The 16,156-nt window shown below is 49.3% G+C and carries 11 protein-coding genes; 6 read left to right on the top strand and 5 right to left on the bottom strand.

Features of this window, described 5'->3' with window-relative positions:
- The first annotated feature begins 1 nt into the window (after position 1).
- Positions 2-1,246, top strand: coding sequence for an ABC transporter substrate-binding protein (locus R7F64_RS00870; protein ID WP_182038144.1), 1,245 nt, complete (start codon positions 2-4; stop codon positions 1,244-1,246).
- A gap of 74 nt (positions 1,247-1,320) precedes the next feature.
- Here the strand turns inward: R7F64_RS00870 and R7F64_RS00875 are convergent, their stop codons facing one another.
- From R7F64_RS00875 to R7F64_RS00895, 5 genes are read right to left on the bottom strand one after another with little or no spacing between them, the layout of a single operon-like run.
- The gene (locus tag R7F64_RS00875; protein WP_193273225.1) at positions 1,321-2,526 is read right to left on the bottom strand and encodes a type III PLP-dependent enzyme; all 1,206 of its coding nucleotides are present in this window, start codon (positions 2,524-2,526) and stop codon (positions 1,321-1,323) included.
- Positions 2,519-4,348, bottom strand: coding sequence for an IucA/IucC family protein (locus R7F64_RS00880; protein WP_318071375.1), 1,830 nt, complete (start codon positions 4,346-4,348; stop codon positions 2,519-2,521). Before R7F64_RS00880 ends, R7F64_RS00875 begins: the two co-directional genes overlap by 8 nt.
- Positions 4,320-5,525: an MFS transporter gene (locus tag R7F64_RS00885; protein WP_213969240.1), complete on the bottom strand. Its 1,206-nt coding sequence runs from the start codon at positions 5,523-5,525 to the stop codon at positions 4,320-4,322. Before R7F64_RS00885 ends, R7F64_RS00880 begins: the two co-directional genes overlap by 29 nt.
- 6 nt (positions 5,526-5,531) lie before the next feature.
- A complete protein-coding gene (locus tag R7F64_RS00890; RefSeq protein WP_318071376.1) occupies positions 5,532-7,364 on the bottom strand; it encodes an IucA/IucC family protein in 1,833 nt (610 codons plus the stop codon).
- Positions 7,361-8,572: a hypothetical protein gene (locus R7F64_RS00895; protein WP_318071377.1), complete on the bottom strand. Its 1,212-nt coding sequence runs from the start codon at positions 8,570-8,572 to the stop codon at positions 7,361-7,363. The genes R7F64_RS00890 and R7F64_RS00895 overlap by 4 nt, the downstream gene beginning before the upstream one ends.
- A 250-nt stretch (positions 8,573-8,822) precedes the next feature.
- On the opposite strand from R7F64_RS00895, the gene R7F64_RS00900 reads away from it, so the two are divergent.
- The 5 genes from R7F64_RS00900 (at position 8,823) to R7F64_RS00920 (ending at position 16,154) form a co-directional block, all read left to right on the top strand.
- On the top strand, positions 8,823-10,859 hold the full coding sequence (locus tag R7F64_RS00900) for a TonB-dependent siderophore receptor (RefSeq protein WP_318071378.1): 2,037 nt from the start codon (positions 8,823-8,825) through the stop codon (positions 10,857-10,859).
- A 120-nt stretch (positions 10,860-10,979) separates the two neighbouring features.
- Positions 10,980-13,127 (top strand): TonB-dependent siderophore vibrioferrin receptor PvuA, encoded by a 2,148-nt coding sequence (pvuA, locus tag R7F64_RS00905; RefSeq protein WP_170897384.1) that lies wholly within the window; start codon positions 10,980-10,982, stop codon positions 13,125-13,127.
- 101 nt (positions 13,128-13,228) lie between these two features.
- Positions 13,229-14,152 carry a Fe(3+) dicitrate ABC transporter substrate-binding protein FecB gene (locus R7F64_RS00910; RefSeq protein WP_170897383.1) on the top strand — a complete coding sequence of 308 codons (924 nt, stop codon included), beginning with the start codon at positions 13,229-13,231 and terminating at the stop codon, positions 14,150-14,152.
- 74 nt (positions 14,153-14,226) lie between these two features.
- A complete protein-coding gene (locus R7F64_RS00915) occupies positions 14,227-15,186 on the top strand; it encodes a FecCD family ABC transporter permease (RefSeq protein ID WP_372034734.1) in 960 nt (319 codons plus the stop codon).
- Positions 15,183-16,154 (top strand): FecCD family ABC transporter permease, encoded by a 972-nt coding sequence (locus tag R7F64_RS00920; RefSeq protein WP_005374716.1) that lies wholly within the window; start codon positions 15,183-15,185, stop codon positions 16,152-16,154. The genes R7F64_RS00915 and R7F64_RS00920 overlap by 4 nt, the downstream gene beginning before the upstream one ends.
- Positions 16,155-16,156 lie beyond the last annotated feature (2 nt).

Here is a 16,156-nt window from a genome sequence, read left to right on the forward strand (position 1 = left end):
TATGAACAAACTGGCATTCTTGTTCCCACTGTTGCTCGCCCCTTGCGTCGCTCACGCTGAGTCGCCACAAGGGGTAGAGTTTTTACATTGGTGGACTTCTGACGGCGAGCAGCAAGCGCTGCAAACACTCAAAGCTCAGCTAAAATGGCACGATATTGAGCTGCTGCAAAGCCCGGTGTTAGGTGGTGGTGGAGACAGTGCGATGACGGTACTGCAAGCTCGCGCGCTGGCGGGCAATCCACCAAGCTTCGCGCAAATCGAAGGGCCAAGTATTAAGGCGTGGGACGCCATCGGTATTTTGCACAACGTCAACGCGGTTGCCGATGAGCAGCGCTGGGACGAGGTGCTCTACCCACTGTCTATCGAAATCAATAAAACACAAAACGGCTATATCGCCCTGCCACTTACGCTGCACCGTTTGAACTGGCTGTGGGTCAACCACAAGCTGCTTAAACAACTGAATCTATCCGCGCCGAAAAACTGGCAAGAGATGTTCGCCGCCATGGAGCTTGCTAAGCAAAATGGCATTGTACCGATCGCGGTTGGTGAGCAGCCGTGGCAAGTCGCCCAACTTTTCGAGAACTTAGTGATCTCCACTGGCGGCGTTGAGTTCTACACCAATGCAATGGTTAAACTTGAGCGAGACAGCATCGACAGCGATACCCTGCGCCAAGCGTTGACGCAATTTCGCCGCCTGAGTTTGTTGATCGACAACCAATTGCCCGACAGTAAGTGGGATACGGCGACCCAAGCGCTAGCCGACGGTCAAGCACTGTTTCAAATCGGCGGAGATTGGATTTTGGGTGAGCTGCTCGCCAATCAAGTCTCGGTTCCGCAAGAGGTCGGCTGTTACCCAACGCCTGACAGCGATGGTGTATTCCTCTACAACATGGACAGCTTGGTGTTTATGTCGAGCAAGTCGTTTTCTGCCGAGGCTGCTCAGCAAACCGCAAGCGCGCTGGCAGACGTCGAGTTTCAAGCCAAGTTCAATAAGGTAAAAGGCTCGATTCCGGTACGCACCGATATCGACATCAGCGATTTTAATCCGTGTCAGGTCCAGTCATATCAAGATTTTCATTACGGCGTTAAACACAACCTCGCTGTGCCGAGTATGATTGATTCGATGGCGGTCAATCCGGTTGCTCAGCAAGCGATAAACTCGGAAATCTTCCGTTTTTACCGCAATCCCAAGATGGAACCCGACGAGCTGATAAAACGCATTATTGCTATTTCGCAAAGCGGTTAATGGCAATGAATTTGTGCTGAGATGGAATAAAAAAGCCCCAATGATTGGGGCTTGAATGAAGCGAAGTATGCCGTTTAAAAATAGTGGAAGATCGGCGGTTCATGCATCAAGAAGTTTTGATGGGAGATGTTCCACGCATACGCGCCCGCTAAGGTAAACACAACGTAATCACCAATATCGACGTGGGCGACGTGTTGATTGCGTGCCAGCACATCTTTGGGCGTACAAAGCTGGCCGACAAAGGTCGCTTGTGCATGCTGAATTGGGTGAGAAATCTCATGGTGTTGCTCGCTTTTCAGGATGACGAATGGATGATCATGGCTCTGCGCTGCTGGCGTGCGGAAATGGTGAGTCCCCCCGCGCGCGATGACAAAGTTTTCGCCAAGATTTTGCTTAATATCCAGCACTTCCATCACGTAATAACCACATGCTGCCGTGATGAAACGTCCGCATTCAAAACGCAGTGTCCAGTCTTGCACTTGCTCTTTGGCGATGAGGAATTCCAACTTGTCGCAAAACTCCATCCACGGAAAGTGTTGCTCAGGGTTTTGGTAGTTAATCCCCATGCCTCCACCCAAGTTGATCATCAGCTCACCGAGTTCAAACTCTTGTTGCCACGCCTTCACGACTTGGAAATAGCGCTGCATTAACGCTAAGTGACGTTCAACATCGAGCTGATGCGACATCAAGTGAAAATGGAAGCCTTTGAGTGACACTTGCGGGAAATCGCGCAGCAACATCAAAGCATTACTCAGTTCGGACTCGTCCAAACCAAAAGGAGTCGGCTTGCCGCCCATCGCCAACTTGCTGAGCGTGATGTCGCCAATATCAATGTTCATACGCAAAAAGATCGAAGCAGGGCGGTGGTTGAGGCGCTCGGTTAGCGCACCAATGCGTTGCAGCTCGGTGAGGCTTTCGACATGAATTGCATCAACATCAAGATCAATCGCTTGTTGCAATTCACTTGGCATTTTTCCTGGGCCACCGAAGATCAATGGCTTATCGAGTTGCTGCTGGTGGAGGTGTGCCAACTCCCCGCCAGATGCCGCTTCAAAACCATCGACATACGGCGCGAGCGTTTTGAGAATCGGGCCCGATGGATTGGCTTTGGCTGCGTAAAATAGCTCGACATTTTTCGGCAAAACGTGACGCAGTTGTTTGATGTGTTTTTCTAAGGCGTTTAGGTCATACACGTACGCGCACAAGGGCTGATTTTGCTGCTGTGCGAGCGTGTGAACTTGTTGGCTAACGCGTGTCGGTAGAGAGAGTGAGTTAGGCATGTTGCGCTCCTTTTTCGTGTTGTTGCCAAGGTGCGGCGACTTGGGTATAGCCCGACTCCTTATCGGCTTTTTGCATCAAACGTGTGGTGAAATTATTTTTGCTTGGGAAGTGACCGCCATTCAGCAATGCTTCTAGTTCCGGCTGTTTCCCATTCACTGATTGCCAACGCACAATGGCACTTTGCACCGCATTCCACAGCGTTTGCTCTAGTGGCTCATCACCTTCTGCGATGAAGAAAATCGCTTCGCTGATGTTGTTGATAAAGGTGCAGTATCCGATGCGATTCCAACCTTGTTCGCGACTGTAGTAAACCGATTGTCGCGCGCGTTCAGACAAATCAGTTAATGTTTCTGCTGGCCAAAACTCCGGCAGTAATTTAGTGCCTTCCAAATCACGAATCCAAACACAACACGGCATCTCTTGCTCAAAGCCAATCAAGGTGTTTTGCAAATGCGGCTCAAACGCCACCCCGTGTTTGAAGTAGTAATTAAACACGCCCGGAATTAGGCAATGCAAATAGCGCTCAAACCACAGTGTCGCGATGTCGGAATAGCGATTTTGCGTAGTACGCGCTTTGTTTTTAAGGCGTTGAGCAATGCAACTGTTGCCGTTTTTGTCGTAAGCAAACAGAGCGCCAGCGAGGGTTGGTTTTAAGATATCGACTTCGCTCAGCGAGAAATTTTCGCGATACAAAATCCCAAACGATTCGCGCGCTTTGGTGTTGTCATCCCAATTACGCTCAGCGACACTTTCTAGATTTAATGTGGTGGCGTAAGGCTCTGTCATCACTTTAAATACAGGGTTGTGCAGCTGTTCGTTTTCTCGAATCGGTTTGAGAATCGACGTGAGCTGCACGGCGCTGTCGAGTTCGTACCACGCGTTTTTGCGCACGCAATTAGTTAATCGTACGTTGATGGAGAATTTCGCAAACCAATCCATATCTGGGTGGTAGAGGGTACGAACTGAAGAGGTCGGCTGCATCTTTTCACCACCTAAACCCAGTGGTGTGATCTTGCCTTGTTCAATGGCGCGCTTCACGCTTGGGTTACTCAAAATGGTGTAGCTTTCCCAAGGATGGCAAGGGTAGAGGGTCTTCCCATCGCTGGCGGCGTGTTGTGGCGCGAGCTGTTGTAGCATGCGCTGAGCAGGGTTAGCTTCTCCGTCGGAACTCAGCACATCAAGTAAGGACGTATCCACTTCAAACCAGTACAGCGGGACTTGCGCGCCGACTTCTGGAGAAAACGCTAAGAGATCATCCATGGTGACGCCCGAACGACTTTTCGGGGTCGGATGGAAAGTATGCCCCCAAATCAGAGATTGTTCCGAAGCGATAAATTCGTTGTGATGCGATTTGGGCGCGACGTTGAGAAACTGCTCGGTAACCAGCACGCTATTTTCCAGTTGTTCGATCAGCTCATGGTTAAATGGGATCGCCAACACCTGCTTGAGATAGTTAAGCAAAAGCGTAAGAGTTTGCGTGGCATCCAATTTCGCCCAACCAGATCCCGGCATTTTCGCCCACGGCAGTTCTGCCAATTTGATTTTGCCCAGTTTGCTCGCGTAGTGAATCGGCAAAACCAACACGCCATTTTGTTGAGAAAGATGAACGGCTATCCGCTGTTTAGCGGGATAGTTGCGTTTTAACGTTTGGGGTAGCGATGTCGATTGGTAGTGCCATTCCACTTGTTGATTCGGTAGCGCAAATTCACGTAAGTAACAATTAAGAACACCCATTATCGTGTTGAGTTGGGCTTTCTCACGGTTGAGCTGCACCTCATGCGCGCGCAACTCGCTAGTCTGAGAGGATTGAGTTTGTAACATGTTGATTTCCAAATTTTGAGTGGAGAACCAGCGCGATCAAGGTGATTACGCTGACTATCGCAGAAAGTAGGAAAGGAACCTCAAGTAGCCCCAAGCTAGAAATGAAAGAAGCGCAAAATCCCGCTGCCACGCCACCCCATTTGGACATGGCATCAAAGCGAGAAAATACTTTGCCACTGAGTTTGCGATCCAGATTGCTCGCAAGATGCTGATGCAATCCGTGATAGCAACACACCATCGCGATGCCGAAGATAATTCTCGCAGCAATGAGTGCGGTTTCGGACGCAATCAAATGCAAGGCAGAGCTCACGGCAAGCAATGCAAACCCAAGCCACAACGTACGCAGCGGTTGATGGCGATTCAACCCATCTGACAACACGTGGATTTTGCCTGCCAGCAACAGATAGACGCCATGCGGCAGTGCGTACAAAAAACCGATCCATGCGTGGTGAGTGATGCCATATTGCTGCACAAACGGCGAGAAATAAGGAAAGGTCACCACCATAGAAAACGCAAACCCGAACTGAGCAAAGAAGATCCAACGAATGGCATGCATTGCGTTTTTCTGTGCAACCGGTTTTTCTTGCTGAGGTTCTGAGTTTGGCTTTTCGAGGTTTTGGTTGGCGGGTTTATCCGCTGGCAGTGTTAGCGTGATGCCCATAGCAATTAAAGGCAAAACGCATAACCACAGGTACGCGTTGAGTGGATTGGTTTCGGACAAGCTCCAGCCGAGCCCAATGGGCGCAACGATCAGCGCCAAGCGAGCAGATAGTTGGGTTTTATTGAGTGACTTGCCGAGTGTTTTGGCTTCTTTAATTTGACTAGATAAGTAGCTGTTCGATGCGGCCATGGTGCCGCCAAAGGTTCCTTGAACAATAAGACCAAACACAAACATGGCGAGGTTGTCTGCCAAGCCGCACAGCGCAAACCCTGCTGCAAGGCCAAGTTGCGCACGCAAGAGTGAGCGGCGGCGACCGTAGCGATCGGCAAAGTTGCCCCAAAATCGCGCTGCCAACGCAGTACAAAACGTAGGTAGGATAAACAATACCCCTGCCCAGTCCGCATCAATGCTTGCGCCTAACGTTGGCAACACGACGGGTAGAAATAGCGGCATACCTAACGCGGCAAACGCAGCGATAAAGTGGCACAACAACACGCTGTAGATGAGTTTGGTCATAATCGTTTAACGTACGCTTTTTTTGATGGCTTCTAAGTAGGCGCGTTGCGCTTCTTCGCTAGAAAGCAGCAAGAAGTTCGGAGCCGACAAACCATAGAACTTATTGATGTCACTCGCGCCGGAGGCTTCTTTCGAGAGCAAACTGCCAGAGCTCAACAAGTACTTGGCGTACAAATCAGGCGCCTCTTGCAGTAACTCGCGTGCCAGTTTTGTTTCTAACCCTTCGCCTTCCAATCGGTTGAGTTGTTCTGAAATGCTTTTGGCCACGATGGCGTAAAGCGATGCTGAAGAGGCAATGCCCTTTGTAGCCATTGCTTCTACAATCGCTGCGATATCCAATTGTAATGTGATGGTGGTAAACATCTGACCGAGCGCCAATTCATTGTCGACTTTGATGCGTTGGTCGAGCAGTTCATCGCAATCCACTGGAATTGTTCCTGCGCCCTGTTTTTGGGCGGCATGCTCTGTTGCAAAGTGGAAGCGCTCTGGCCAAATTCGCGCTGCGTCGTTGTCTTTCATCGCGAGCGTCATTTTGCCCTGTTGATCAAATGCAACGATGGCGTTTTGCTGGTTGGACTCCAATGCAATGCCATAACGAAGCCACAAGGTAAGGTGTACTTGGCATAATAGGTCGACGTAATCTTTGAACCACGCTAGCGTATCTTGTTGATAGTACTGCTCTGCCAAGTGTTCTAAGAACAAGCGGTCGTCAGGCATTGGGCTAGCCAGTGCTGCAACCGGAACTAACGCTTTGTCTTCGCAATGAGTAAGTGGGTACTCACGTACGATGTACGCGAAGGTTTTATCCTCGCCGACGTGTCCACCGTGTTTTTCGTTGCAATGGAACAAGCGACTGTTTAAGTCGGCGTCCGTTTGTTCAAGGTGGCTGAGTAGGCGTTCAAACCAGTGGCCGTCATACAGTGTTGAAGGCTTGATTAAGCGAATGTTTTTCGTACCTAGCGATCGCATGATAAGCGGAACTTTGATGTGAATGTGCGGTGCGTCGCTGACGACCACAGTACGAACGGAAAGCGTCGGCGTCACGTCTAGATACGTTAAAGGCGCTTCTATCATACCTTCGGGTAAGGCTTCTAAAGATCGCAGAGTGAGCGGATGCGCAGGGAACAGAACGTGGCTCAGTGCAAAATCAGCAGGAAGCCCAACTTGCTCCATGGTTGGCCAGCAATCAGGTTGTTCGCTGGTTAATGTCACCAGTGATTTTTCAATCGCAATCCAATGCAGAGCAAAGCTTGGTGCAAACTCGGGCGCGTACTTAGCAAGGTCTTCATCGCTCAGACCAAACTTCGCCCGCGCAGTTGGATAGTACGGATGGTCAAGGTAAGAAGCGATCTGGTCGGCTAGCAGCAGCTTTTTATGCCAAGATCCAAGCTCGGATATTGGTTGAGAAATGTGGTCTGCGTGATGATGAAACGCTTGGTCACACAGCGCTTTGTGTTTCTCTGCACATTCCAGTTCTTGAAGGTATCCCGCCAGCAACTCGTGAGAGCTCTCATGCGCCAGTGTCGTTAGTAGCGCAATCCACTCTTTGTAATGCTGTTGATGCTCGACTTGGCCATTTTTCTCCACCCACCAACCTGGTGGTGTTTCGTCATTGGCGTGACCGTAGCGCCAGTGCTGCATGTAATACGTTGGCGCAACAGGTAAATACAACGTGAAATCAGAGTTGGCAAATATCAGCCAGACTTGCTCGTCTTGAGGAACAATTACCCCTTTTGGCGCGTCTCTACTGAACTTGGCCTTCGACAAAATGCCAAACATGTCTTCGCGCAAGCAAGTGTCGATCAATCGTTGCGTTAGATACAAAGCGTTGTCATTCATGCTGCCACCTCACGAGTCGGAGCGAGATCGAAATTGCTAAGCGCGTTCTGCAGCGCTTGGTCGAGGTTTCGCCCTGATAGTGAGACAATCGAAATTCGGGCGAGATAATCCTTATTGGAATAACTCTGTTGGAAGTGTTCTCCAGCGGTTTTTAGTACCTGTTGCTGGGTGATGATATCGTCATCGTGTTGGATGAACGACGTCGAACCTCCGTCAATCACACCACTGTGTCCCGCAACTACGTAGTGCACGTGCGCTGACCCATGAATTTGGTAATCGCCGTCCAATCTTCGACCCAGATGCAGACCCAAAATCGTGCTAAACCAGCCGAAGTGAGCGAGATTGTTGAGCAAGAATTCGCGGCCATCTCCAATACTGCGGTAGTTAATTTCCACCAGAACCGGGCCATTTTCCGTAATAATAAATTCGCTGTGGCAAACTCCAAAACCAACGCCGAACGCTTTCAGTTGAGCCAAGCAAGCTTCTCGGTGAGCAATGCCGTTTGGTCCGTTCCAGTCTGCGGCGGTTTCGATAAAGTAAGGCGGCTCAGAGAGCGACACATCAAAACCGCCCACGGCGATAAGTTGGTTACCGTCTCCTAAAGTTTCGAGCGTAACCAACGGTCCTTGAAGAAACTGCTCCACCAGAATGGCGGCGTTTGGGTGCTTTTGCCAAAACGCCTCGCAGTAAGCATCGAGCTCGCTTTGGGAGTCACAGCGCTGTACATCTAAACTTGCCACGCCTTCTTTGGGTTTTGCTACGACAGGGAAGGCCATGCCTAATGCCACATTCGAATGGCGATGCAGCAAACAGCTTTGTGTGTTGGGTAAGGATTTTTCATTTAACACTTGTCGAGTTAAGTGTTTGTTTTTGGCCTTTAACGTGACAGACCAATCTTTGGATGGGAGGCCAAAAAATTGCGCGCAGATGGCGGTGGAAGTTTGTAAGTGATCACTATTGCTGAAAATAGCGTCTGGCTTTAATTCATGCTCCGTGATGGTTTCGATGAGTTCTAATGGGTTGAAGACATCACATTCTAGAATGGTATCCGGATTAAAGTGACTATCATGACTTGCCAACTCTAAATGGCTGAGCTTATGGTCGGTGATAAGAACGACGTGAAGGTCCATCGCTTTAGCTGCAGGCACAAAGCCGTGAGTGACTGCATCGTTAACGACATGACTTACGATAATCATCGTAGATTTCATGAGCTTTCCTAATTTTCTAACATTTTCTTCTAACGTTGATAAAGTCGCTCACGGTCGTCTTCCAATGTGCCTCTCTCGAGACGGAGGGCAGAAGTTTTAGTATTTATTGTTATGATATTTGGTTTTTTTTGTTGTTAGTTGTGTTTTTAGGGTAAATAAATATAGAGCATAAAATTAATATTGCAAATAGAAATAATATTTGTTCTTATTTCCATCCGTTGGCTTTATAACAACTAAACGGAATTATGGAATGAATAAATTATTGACCCTGACCCCCTTGGCGGTCGCGATTGGTTCTTCATTAGTAGCACCAAGCGCAGTGGCTTCAGAAGAGACGAACTCAACCCCATCAGCAACTGAAACGATTCAAGTCTTCGGTCATCAGTACGAAGGTTATGCTGAACACATGCCTCAATCAGGCACCAAAACCGATGTGGAATGGCTTGATGTGCCACAAGCGGTATCCGTAGTAACGAAAACAGAAATGCAAGACCGAGGCGCGGTGCGTTTAGTGGATGCGCTAGATGGGGTAGCCGGGGTCAATAACACCTTGGGCGAAGGCAGCCGCGATCAGTTCATGATCCGTGGTTTTGATTCACTCAACGATATGTACCGTGATGGCTTGCGAGATGACGGTACGTTGCAGTCTTACCGCAGCTTAGCGAACGTTGAACGCGTTGAAATTGTGAAAGGCCCTGCGAGTGCTTTGTATGGCCGTGGTTCGGCTGGGGGCATCATCAACTTGGTGACGAAACGCGCTAACGGTGAGAATTTTACTCACGTAAACGGTAGTGTAGGCAGCAACAACCAATATGTTGGTCAGGTCGACAGCTCAATGGCGTTTACAGATAAGGTCAACGGGCGTATTAACTTGGAATACCGTCAAGCCGACTCGTACGTTGATCATGTTGATTCAAACGATTTCTTCATTGCACCGACCATTCGTGTGTTACCAGCGGATGGTCACACCATTGATGTTGACGTGGAATACGCCCATCAAGAATTAGTGCCATATCGTGGTGTGCCATCAAAAAATGGCAAGCCAGTTGATTTGCCAGTAAGCACTTACTTTGGCGGCACAAACGACTATCAGGAGTCAGACAGTCTCCGTATTGCGGTGGATTACGAATGGCGTCTGAATGATCAATGGGTATGGAACAACCGAGCGGCGTTCAACCATATCGAACTTGAGCAAAAAGGCACGCGTCAGGGCAAAGTGACGGGTAATGAAGTGTCTCAAACCGTCAACAACTTTGGTTACGATCCACGTACTACGACCACTTTACAATCTGAGTTGGTTTGGGAAACCAGGGACAATCAATTGATGGTGGGTGCAGATTTCAACCAGATCGATATCGACCTAACGTTGGCAAGTGACAAAACGCTTCCTCCGCAAAATATATACGACCCAGTCGTTGGTCCAACGCCTGATCCGGGCTTTAAGCCATTTCGTGACAATACCACCACCACGACAGGTTTGTATGTGCAAGACGTCTATACGTGGGGCGACCTTTCTTTGATCGGTAACGTGCGTTACGACTCGATGGAGCTCGAACAACAAAAAGCGGGCTCAGATAAGGAAAAGTTGGATGATGACAAAGTCAGCTACCGTGCTGGTTTGGTATACCGCATCAATTCCGACACATCCGTATACGCCAGTTTAGCGCGCTCTTGGCAGTTACCGTACGCTGGTATCTACATCAATCCAAAATTGGCGGAATTCTTCCACACCGACTTAAAAGAGGTGGGTGCGAAAGCGTACCTTTTGGATAACGCATTAATGTTGAATGCGGCACTGTTCCAGATTGATCAAGAGCAACCACAAACTAACGTGGACGGCGATGTGATCGATAAAATTGAAGTGCGTCACCAAGGTATTGAATTAGAGGCTCGCGGTCAAATCACCAAACAGTGGGACATCTCTGTGGGTTACAGCTACTTGGACGCGGAAGACAAAGCCACAGGCAAAAAGCCGAACGATGTATCAGACCACTTGTTCTCTCTTTGGAGCACTTACCAATTGAATGACAACTGGCGTTTAGGCGGTGGTGTGAAGTACGTGGGCGACCGTTACGCAGGTAACGACGAAGCTGTCGCACTTGGCGATTACACAACGGTGGATTTGATGGCGGCGTACACCACTGGTCGTCATAAAATCCAAGCGAACGCTTACAACATTTTGGATGAGAAATACATTCTTGGCGCAACAAACGGCACGTCTGGCTTAAACCAGATTGGCTACGGCGCACCAGCCGAGTTTATGCTCAGCTACGGATATCAGTTCTAGGCTTTTTGTGCGTAGTTAGCGCCTGTTAGCCGATTTTTTCCTCATATTGAGGATGTTTAGCCCCGAGAGCCTACGGGATGTATTCTGCCCGAGGCTCAATTTCTCGCAAAGGAGATCTTAATGTCTTACCAGAATTTGGATGGTAAAGTGCGTGTACGTGCTGGTTTGTCTACCACTTACAGTGTGCTTGCGATTGCAATCGCTTCTGCCACATCCATGAGCGCGGCTGCCGCTCCTGCTAATCCTGCTAAAAAAGAACAAACTACCGCGATGGAAACCGTCGTTGTCACTGGTAGCGTGATTGGTAAATCTGAAATTGAAGACGTCAAAGAGTACCCAGGTGCTCGTACCGTCATTACCCGCGATCAAATCGAGAAAACCGCCGCAGGCTCGATTGATAACGCGCTACAGCGCGTGCCGGGTATTAAAGTTCAGGATGAAAGCGGAACGGGCGTATTGCCTAACATTTCCGTACGTGGTTTGAAAGCAAGCCGTAGTGGTCATGCTCAGTTCTTGATGGATGGTGTACCGCTAACACTTGCGCCATATGGTCACACTGGTCAGTCTATCTTCCCAGCAACACTGTCGATGCTTGATCGTATTGACATTGTACGCGGTGGTGCCGCAGTACAGTACGGCCCAAACAACGTCGGTGGTGTGATCAACTTAGTGACCAAACCGATTCCACACACGTGGCAAACTGAAATCAGTAACCGCCTTACCGTGTTTGATGGCGGTGATGCGCCGCTGAATGATTTTTACCTACGCACGGGCGGCTGGTTAAGCGACACATTTGCACTACAGTTGGAAGGTAACTTCCTAAAAGGTGAAAGCTTCCGTGAACATTCCGATACGGACGTGAAGAACTTCCAAGCCAAAGCACAGTGGCTATTGAGTGACACTCAAGAGATTCAAGCATTCCTGCAACGTTACGATGCTGAAACGCAAATGCCGGGCGCACTTTCGCCACAAGACTACGAACAAGATCGTCACCAATCGAAACGTCCTTACGATGATTATGAAGGTAAGTCGACACGCTGGAGTGTTAAGTACATCCACGATTTGCCATTTGCCGACAGTGCTGAGCTAGAAGTGCTAACGTTTGGCCATAAGTCAGAGCGTCTTTTCAAGTGGGGCTTTAACAGCGCGGGTGGCCATTGGGCTGATCCGGCTTTGCCAGCGACGGACGTTCGTACCTCTCCACGTGAATTTACCGTGTATGGTATAGAGCCAAAAATGGCGATGTACTTTGGCGAAGGTAAATCCGTTACTCAAAACTGGATCGTGGGTACCCGTTATGTTAACGAAGACATCGACTACAAACTCACTCAGACTCCAATCGCCGGTGGTGCAACCAGCGTTCCGCGTGATTGGCATTTAGATACGGACGCGTTTGCTGGATACGTTAGCAACGAAATTGGTTTGTTCAATGATACATTGAAGGTAACGCCTGGGTTGCGTGTTGAGTCGGTTCGAATGACGTTTACCGATCGTGGTAAAAAACAAACAGCAGACAACACCGTGACGGAATGGTTGCCAGGTTTGACGGTGGCATACAACTTAACTGATCAGTGGGTGACGTATGCGAACGCGCAAAAATCACTTCGTGCGCCACAAATTGCCTACATCCGAGGCTTGGGTGAAGAAGGGAGCGAACTGGCTTGGAACTACGAAGTCGGCGCGCGTTACACCCAAGATGCGACCAGTTTTAACGCTGCACTTTATCGCATCGATTTTGAAGACCAACTGCAATGGCAAAGCTCAACGCAGACCTTCGATAACATCGGAAAAACACTTCACCAAGGTTTAGAACTTTCTGCTCGTTACGTGCCTGAAGTTCTACCTGCTCTGAGCTTGGGCGCAAGTTACAACTACCTCGATGCCACGCTTGAAGAAGAGGGTGCGAATAAAGGTAACCAGCTGCCTTACACCTCTAAACATCAACTTGGTTGGGATGCGACCTACGCGTTTTACGGCATGGACACCACGCTATCGGGCTTCTACTTCAGTGATTCGTATACCGATAACGCCAACACCAGTGCCGAAGACGCAACAGGTGCAACGGGCAAAGTGCCGTCTTACATGGTGTGGAACTTCAACTTAGGTACGGATTTATACAAAGACGACAAAGGCAAGTTACGCATGAATGTTGCAGTAAACAACTTGTTTGACGAGGAGTATTACTTCCGTGGGATTGATACCAGCCCAGTTGGTCGATACCCAGCTCCGGGACGCTCTTACACACTGGATCTGAACTATCAGTTTTAAGCGTTTCGTTCACCGAGTTTGAAAAGAAAAGTCGCCAATTTACCTTGGCGACTTTGCCGATCTTAGGTACTGGAAAACACTTAGCACTGGAAAAAAGCAAGATGAAAAATAAAAAACAATTTACGATCAAACACTTTTCAACCGTTTTGCTGATGCTGTTGAGCTCAGTTTTTATGTCATTTTCCGCAAGTGCTCAGGTGCGTAGCGTGCAAGATGAGCAAGGCACTTTTGAGCTAGAAGCGATACCTCAACGTATTGTGGTTTTAGAATTTTCGTTTGTCGATGCATTAGCGGCAGTCGATGTCTCACCTGTAGGCGTCGCCGATGACAACGATGCCACACGAGTCATTCCTGCTGTTCGTGCCAAGGTTGGTCCTTGGCAATCGGTCGGCATGCGCTCGCAACCGAGTTTAGAGGCGATTGCGGTGCTCAAGCCGGATTTGATCATTGCTGATGCAGAACGTCATCGCGCGATTTATCAAGATTTGCAGCGAATTGCGCCAACCTTGCTGCTAAAAAGCCGTGGTGAGACATATCAAGAAAATCTCGAATCCGCACACAAAATCGGCGTGGCAATTGGCAAACAAGCGAAAATGACACAACGAATTGAGCAGCACAAACAGACAATGGCGGAGTTCAAACAGCATTTTGCGACACAAGAAACCATTCAGTTTGGTGTGGTTTCTGACAAAGGGATGTGGCTGCATAGCCCGGTTTCTTACGCTGGGGGCGTTTTGAGTACGCTGGGCATCCAAAGCCCGCTGGCTCCATCTGAGCAAAAAGCGTATATCCCAACCAGTTTCGAACTTTTACTAAAAACCAACCCTGATTGGTTGTTAGTTGGACTTTACTCTCAACCAAATATTGTGGATGAGTGGCGCAAAAACCCATTATTTAAGCTGCTAACCGCTGCGAAAAAACAGCAACTTGTTGAGGTCTCTCCTGAGCTGTGGTCGTTAAATCGCGGCATGTTGGCTGCGGAAGAAATTGCCCGCAATCTTGAAGCGTTATTGGAGCGCTCATGAGTGCGTCGATAATCTCAGAAAGCCCGACTTCGGTTAGAAAACCGCATTGGAAAGCGAGCTTGTTTGTCTGTGCTATGGCGTTGTGTACGCTGTCAGGCTATACCGCCTCAATGATTGGCTGGTCTAACTTTTCTTTGAGCGTTAATGATCTGACAAGCTATTGGTTTGCGTTTGATGAGGGCAATATGCTGCATCAAATCCTCGCGACGCTGCGTGCGCCTCGCACCTATGCTGGGTTATTGATTGGCGCTTCGCTTGCGGTATCTGGCGTGCTGATGCAAGGGTTAACTCGCAACCCTTTGGCGTCGCCATCCATTCTCGGCATTAATGCTGGTGCGGCGTGTTTTATGGCCTTGGCCTCCATCGGCGCACCATTCTTTAGTCAATTGAACCCAATCATCAACGCGGTATTCGGCGCGCTACTAAGTGGTGGTGCGGTCATGTTGTTGGGTGGTTTTTTCTCTGCGCGTTCTCACCCATTGCGTTTGGTGCTGGCGGGCATTGCCATCAGTGCGTTGCTGATAGGGTTAACTCGTGCGTCGGTAATTTTGGCGGATGACATGGCTTACAGCGTGTTGCATTGGTTAACGGGTTCACTCTCTGCGGTAGATTCTGAGCAGTGGCAGCAACTGTGGCCTTTTGCGACTTTAGGTTTGGTGCTCGCCATGGGCTTAGCGCGAAACTTAAATTTACTCGCGTTGGGGGACGAAGTTGCTGTTGGGCTAGGTGGTAACATTCGTCTTACGCGATTTATCAGTGGTTTATCGGTTGTGCTGTTGGCAGGAACTAGCGTAGCGATTGCTGGACCAATTGGCTTTGTCGGGTTGTTAGTGCCGCACTTGGTGCGCCCGATTGTTGGTCACAACTATCACATTCTCATTCCGGTTTCCGCCTTGTGTGGCGCGACATTAGTGACGTGGTCAGATGCTTTATCACGCGCGATTGCTTTTCCGGCTGAAACGCCAGTGGGCGTGATTACCGCGCTGTTGGGCACACCTTGCTTTATCGCGATTGCAATGAGGAAATCATCATGATGAATCAAACCAAACTGTTTGCATTAGTTGGATTGTTGCTGATTACGTCTTCTCTCACGCTGTTTGTTGGCGCGGCGAACATGTCGGCTCAACAGGTTTTTGCATTACTGTTTTCTTTCTCTGACTCGGACTTTGTGATTCACCAATATCGATTACCGAGAATGTTGCTCGCCATTGGCGTGGGCGCTGGGTTGGGGCTGTCAGGCGTTTTAGTTCAAGGCGTCATCCGTAATCCACTTGCCTCACCAGATTTAATGGGGATAAGCGCCGGAGCAGGACTGGCGGCTACCGCTTGTTTGGTGCTGTATCCGAATGCGCCAGTGGCAATGTTGCCGATGGTCGCCATGGCGGGAGGCTTGCTTGCTGCTGGCTTTATTGCTGTGCTGGCTTACTGGTCGAAACCAACACCAGCACGTTTGGCGCTGATTGGTGTTGCTGTCAGCGCATTTTTAGCCAGCGGTATCGATTTTCTTCTGATTGTGCACCCTATTGAAATCAACACGGCGATGGTATGGCTAACCGGCAGTTTGTGGGGACGAAACTGGCAACAAGTGCCGTTTATTTGGAGTGCTTTATTGCTGCTACTGCCATTGGCGTTTTGGCTGGCTTGGCGGCTAGATGTTATGGGACTGGGAGAAGAAAGCGCCACTACACTTGGCACGAAACCAAGACAGATCCAAATTCTTGCGCTGATTGCTGCCGTGCTATTGGCGAGCATCAGTGTGTCTGTGGCAGGCACGATCAGCTTTGTTGGCCTGCTTGCGCCGCATCTTGCGCGTTTGCTGTTTGGCCACAACCACAAGTTGTTGATTCCAGCCGCTGCAACCCTTGGCGCTTTGTTGGTGATTTGCGCCGATGGTTTAGCGAGAGGCTTACAGCCGCCAATTGAGCTACCAGCGGGGGTGCTAACATCTGTTATTGGCGCACCATATTTCATTTTTCTTTTGTATCGTTACAGAGGTTGGTAAGC

Origin of the sequence: Vibrio sp. Vb1980 (assembly GCF_033338615.1) — a bacterium.
In the GTDB taxonomy this organism is placed as follows: domain Bacteria; phylum Pseudomonadota; class Gammaproteobacteria; order Enterobacterales; family Vibrionaceae; genus Vibrio; species Vibrio alginolyticus.

Bases quoted from the DNA above. Each gene is read 5' to 3' on its own strand.
- R7F64_RS00870 (WP_182038144.1), top strand. From the start codon at position 2: ATGAACAAACTGGCATTCTTGTTCCCACTGTTGCTCGCCCCTTGCGTC.
- R7F64_RS00910 (WP_170897383.1), top strand. From the start codon at position 13,229: ATGAAAAATAAAAAACAATTTACGATCAAACACTTTTCAACCGTTTTG.
- R7F64_RS00880 (WP_318071375.1), bottom strand. From the start codon at position 4,348: ATGTTACAAACTCAATCCTCTCAGACTAGCGAGTTGCGCGCGCATGAG.
- R7F64_RS00915 (WP_372034734.1), top strand. From the start codon at position 14,227: ATGGCGTTGTGTACGCTGTCAGGCTATACCGCCTCAATGATTGGCTGG.
- R7F64_RS00875 (WP_193273225.1), bottom strand. From the start codon at position 2,526: ATGCCTAACTCACTCTCTCTACCGACACGCGTTAGCCAACAAGTTCAC.
- R7F64_RS00920 (WP_005374716.1), top strand. From the start codon at position 15,183: ATGATGAATCAAACCAAACTGTTTGCATTAGTTGGATTGTTGCTGATT.
- R7F64_RS00890 (WP_318071376.1), bottom strand. From the start codon at position 7,364: ATGAATGACAACGCTTTGTATCTAACGCAACGATTGATCGACACTTGC.
- pvuA (WP_170897384.1), top strand. From the start codon at position 10,980: ATGTCTTACCAGAATTTGGATGGTAAAGTGCGTGTACGTGCTGGTTTG.
- R7F64_RS00895 (WP_318071377.1), bottom strand. From the start codon at position 8,572: ATGAAATCTACGATGATTATCGTAAGTCATGTCGTTAACGATGCAGTC.
- R7F64_RS00885 (WP_213969240.1), bottom strand. From the start codon at position 5,525: ATGACCAAACTCATCTACAGCGTGTTGTTGTGCCACTTTATCGCTGCG.
- R7F64_RS00900 (WP_318071378.1), top strand. From the start codon at position 8,823: ATGAATAAATTATTGACCCTGACCCCCTTGGCGGTCGCGATTGGTTCT.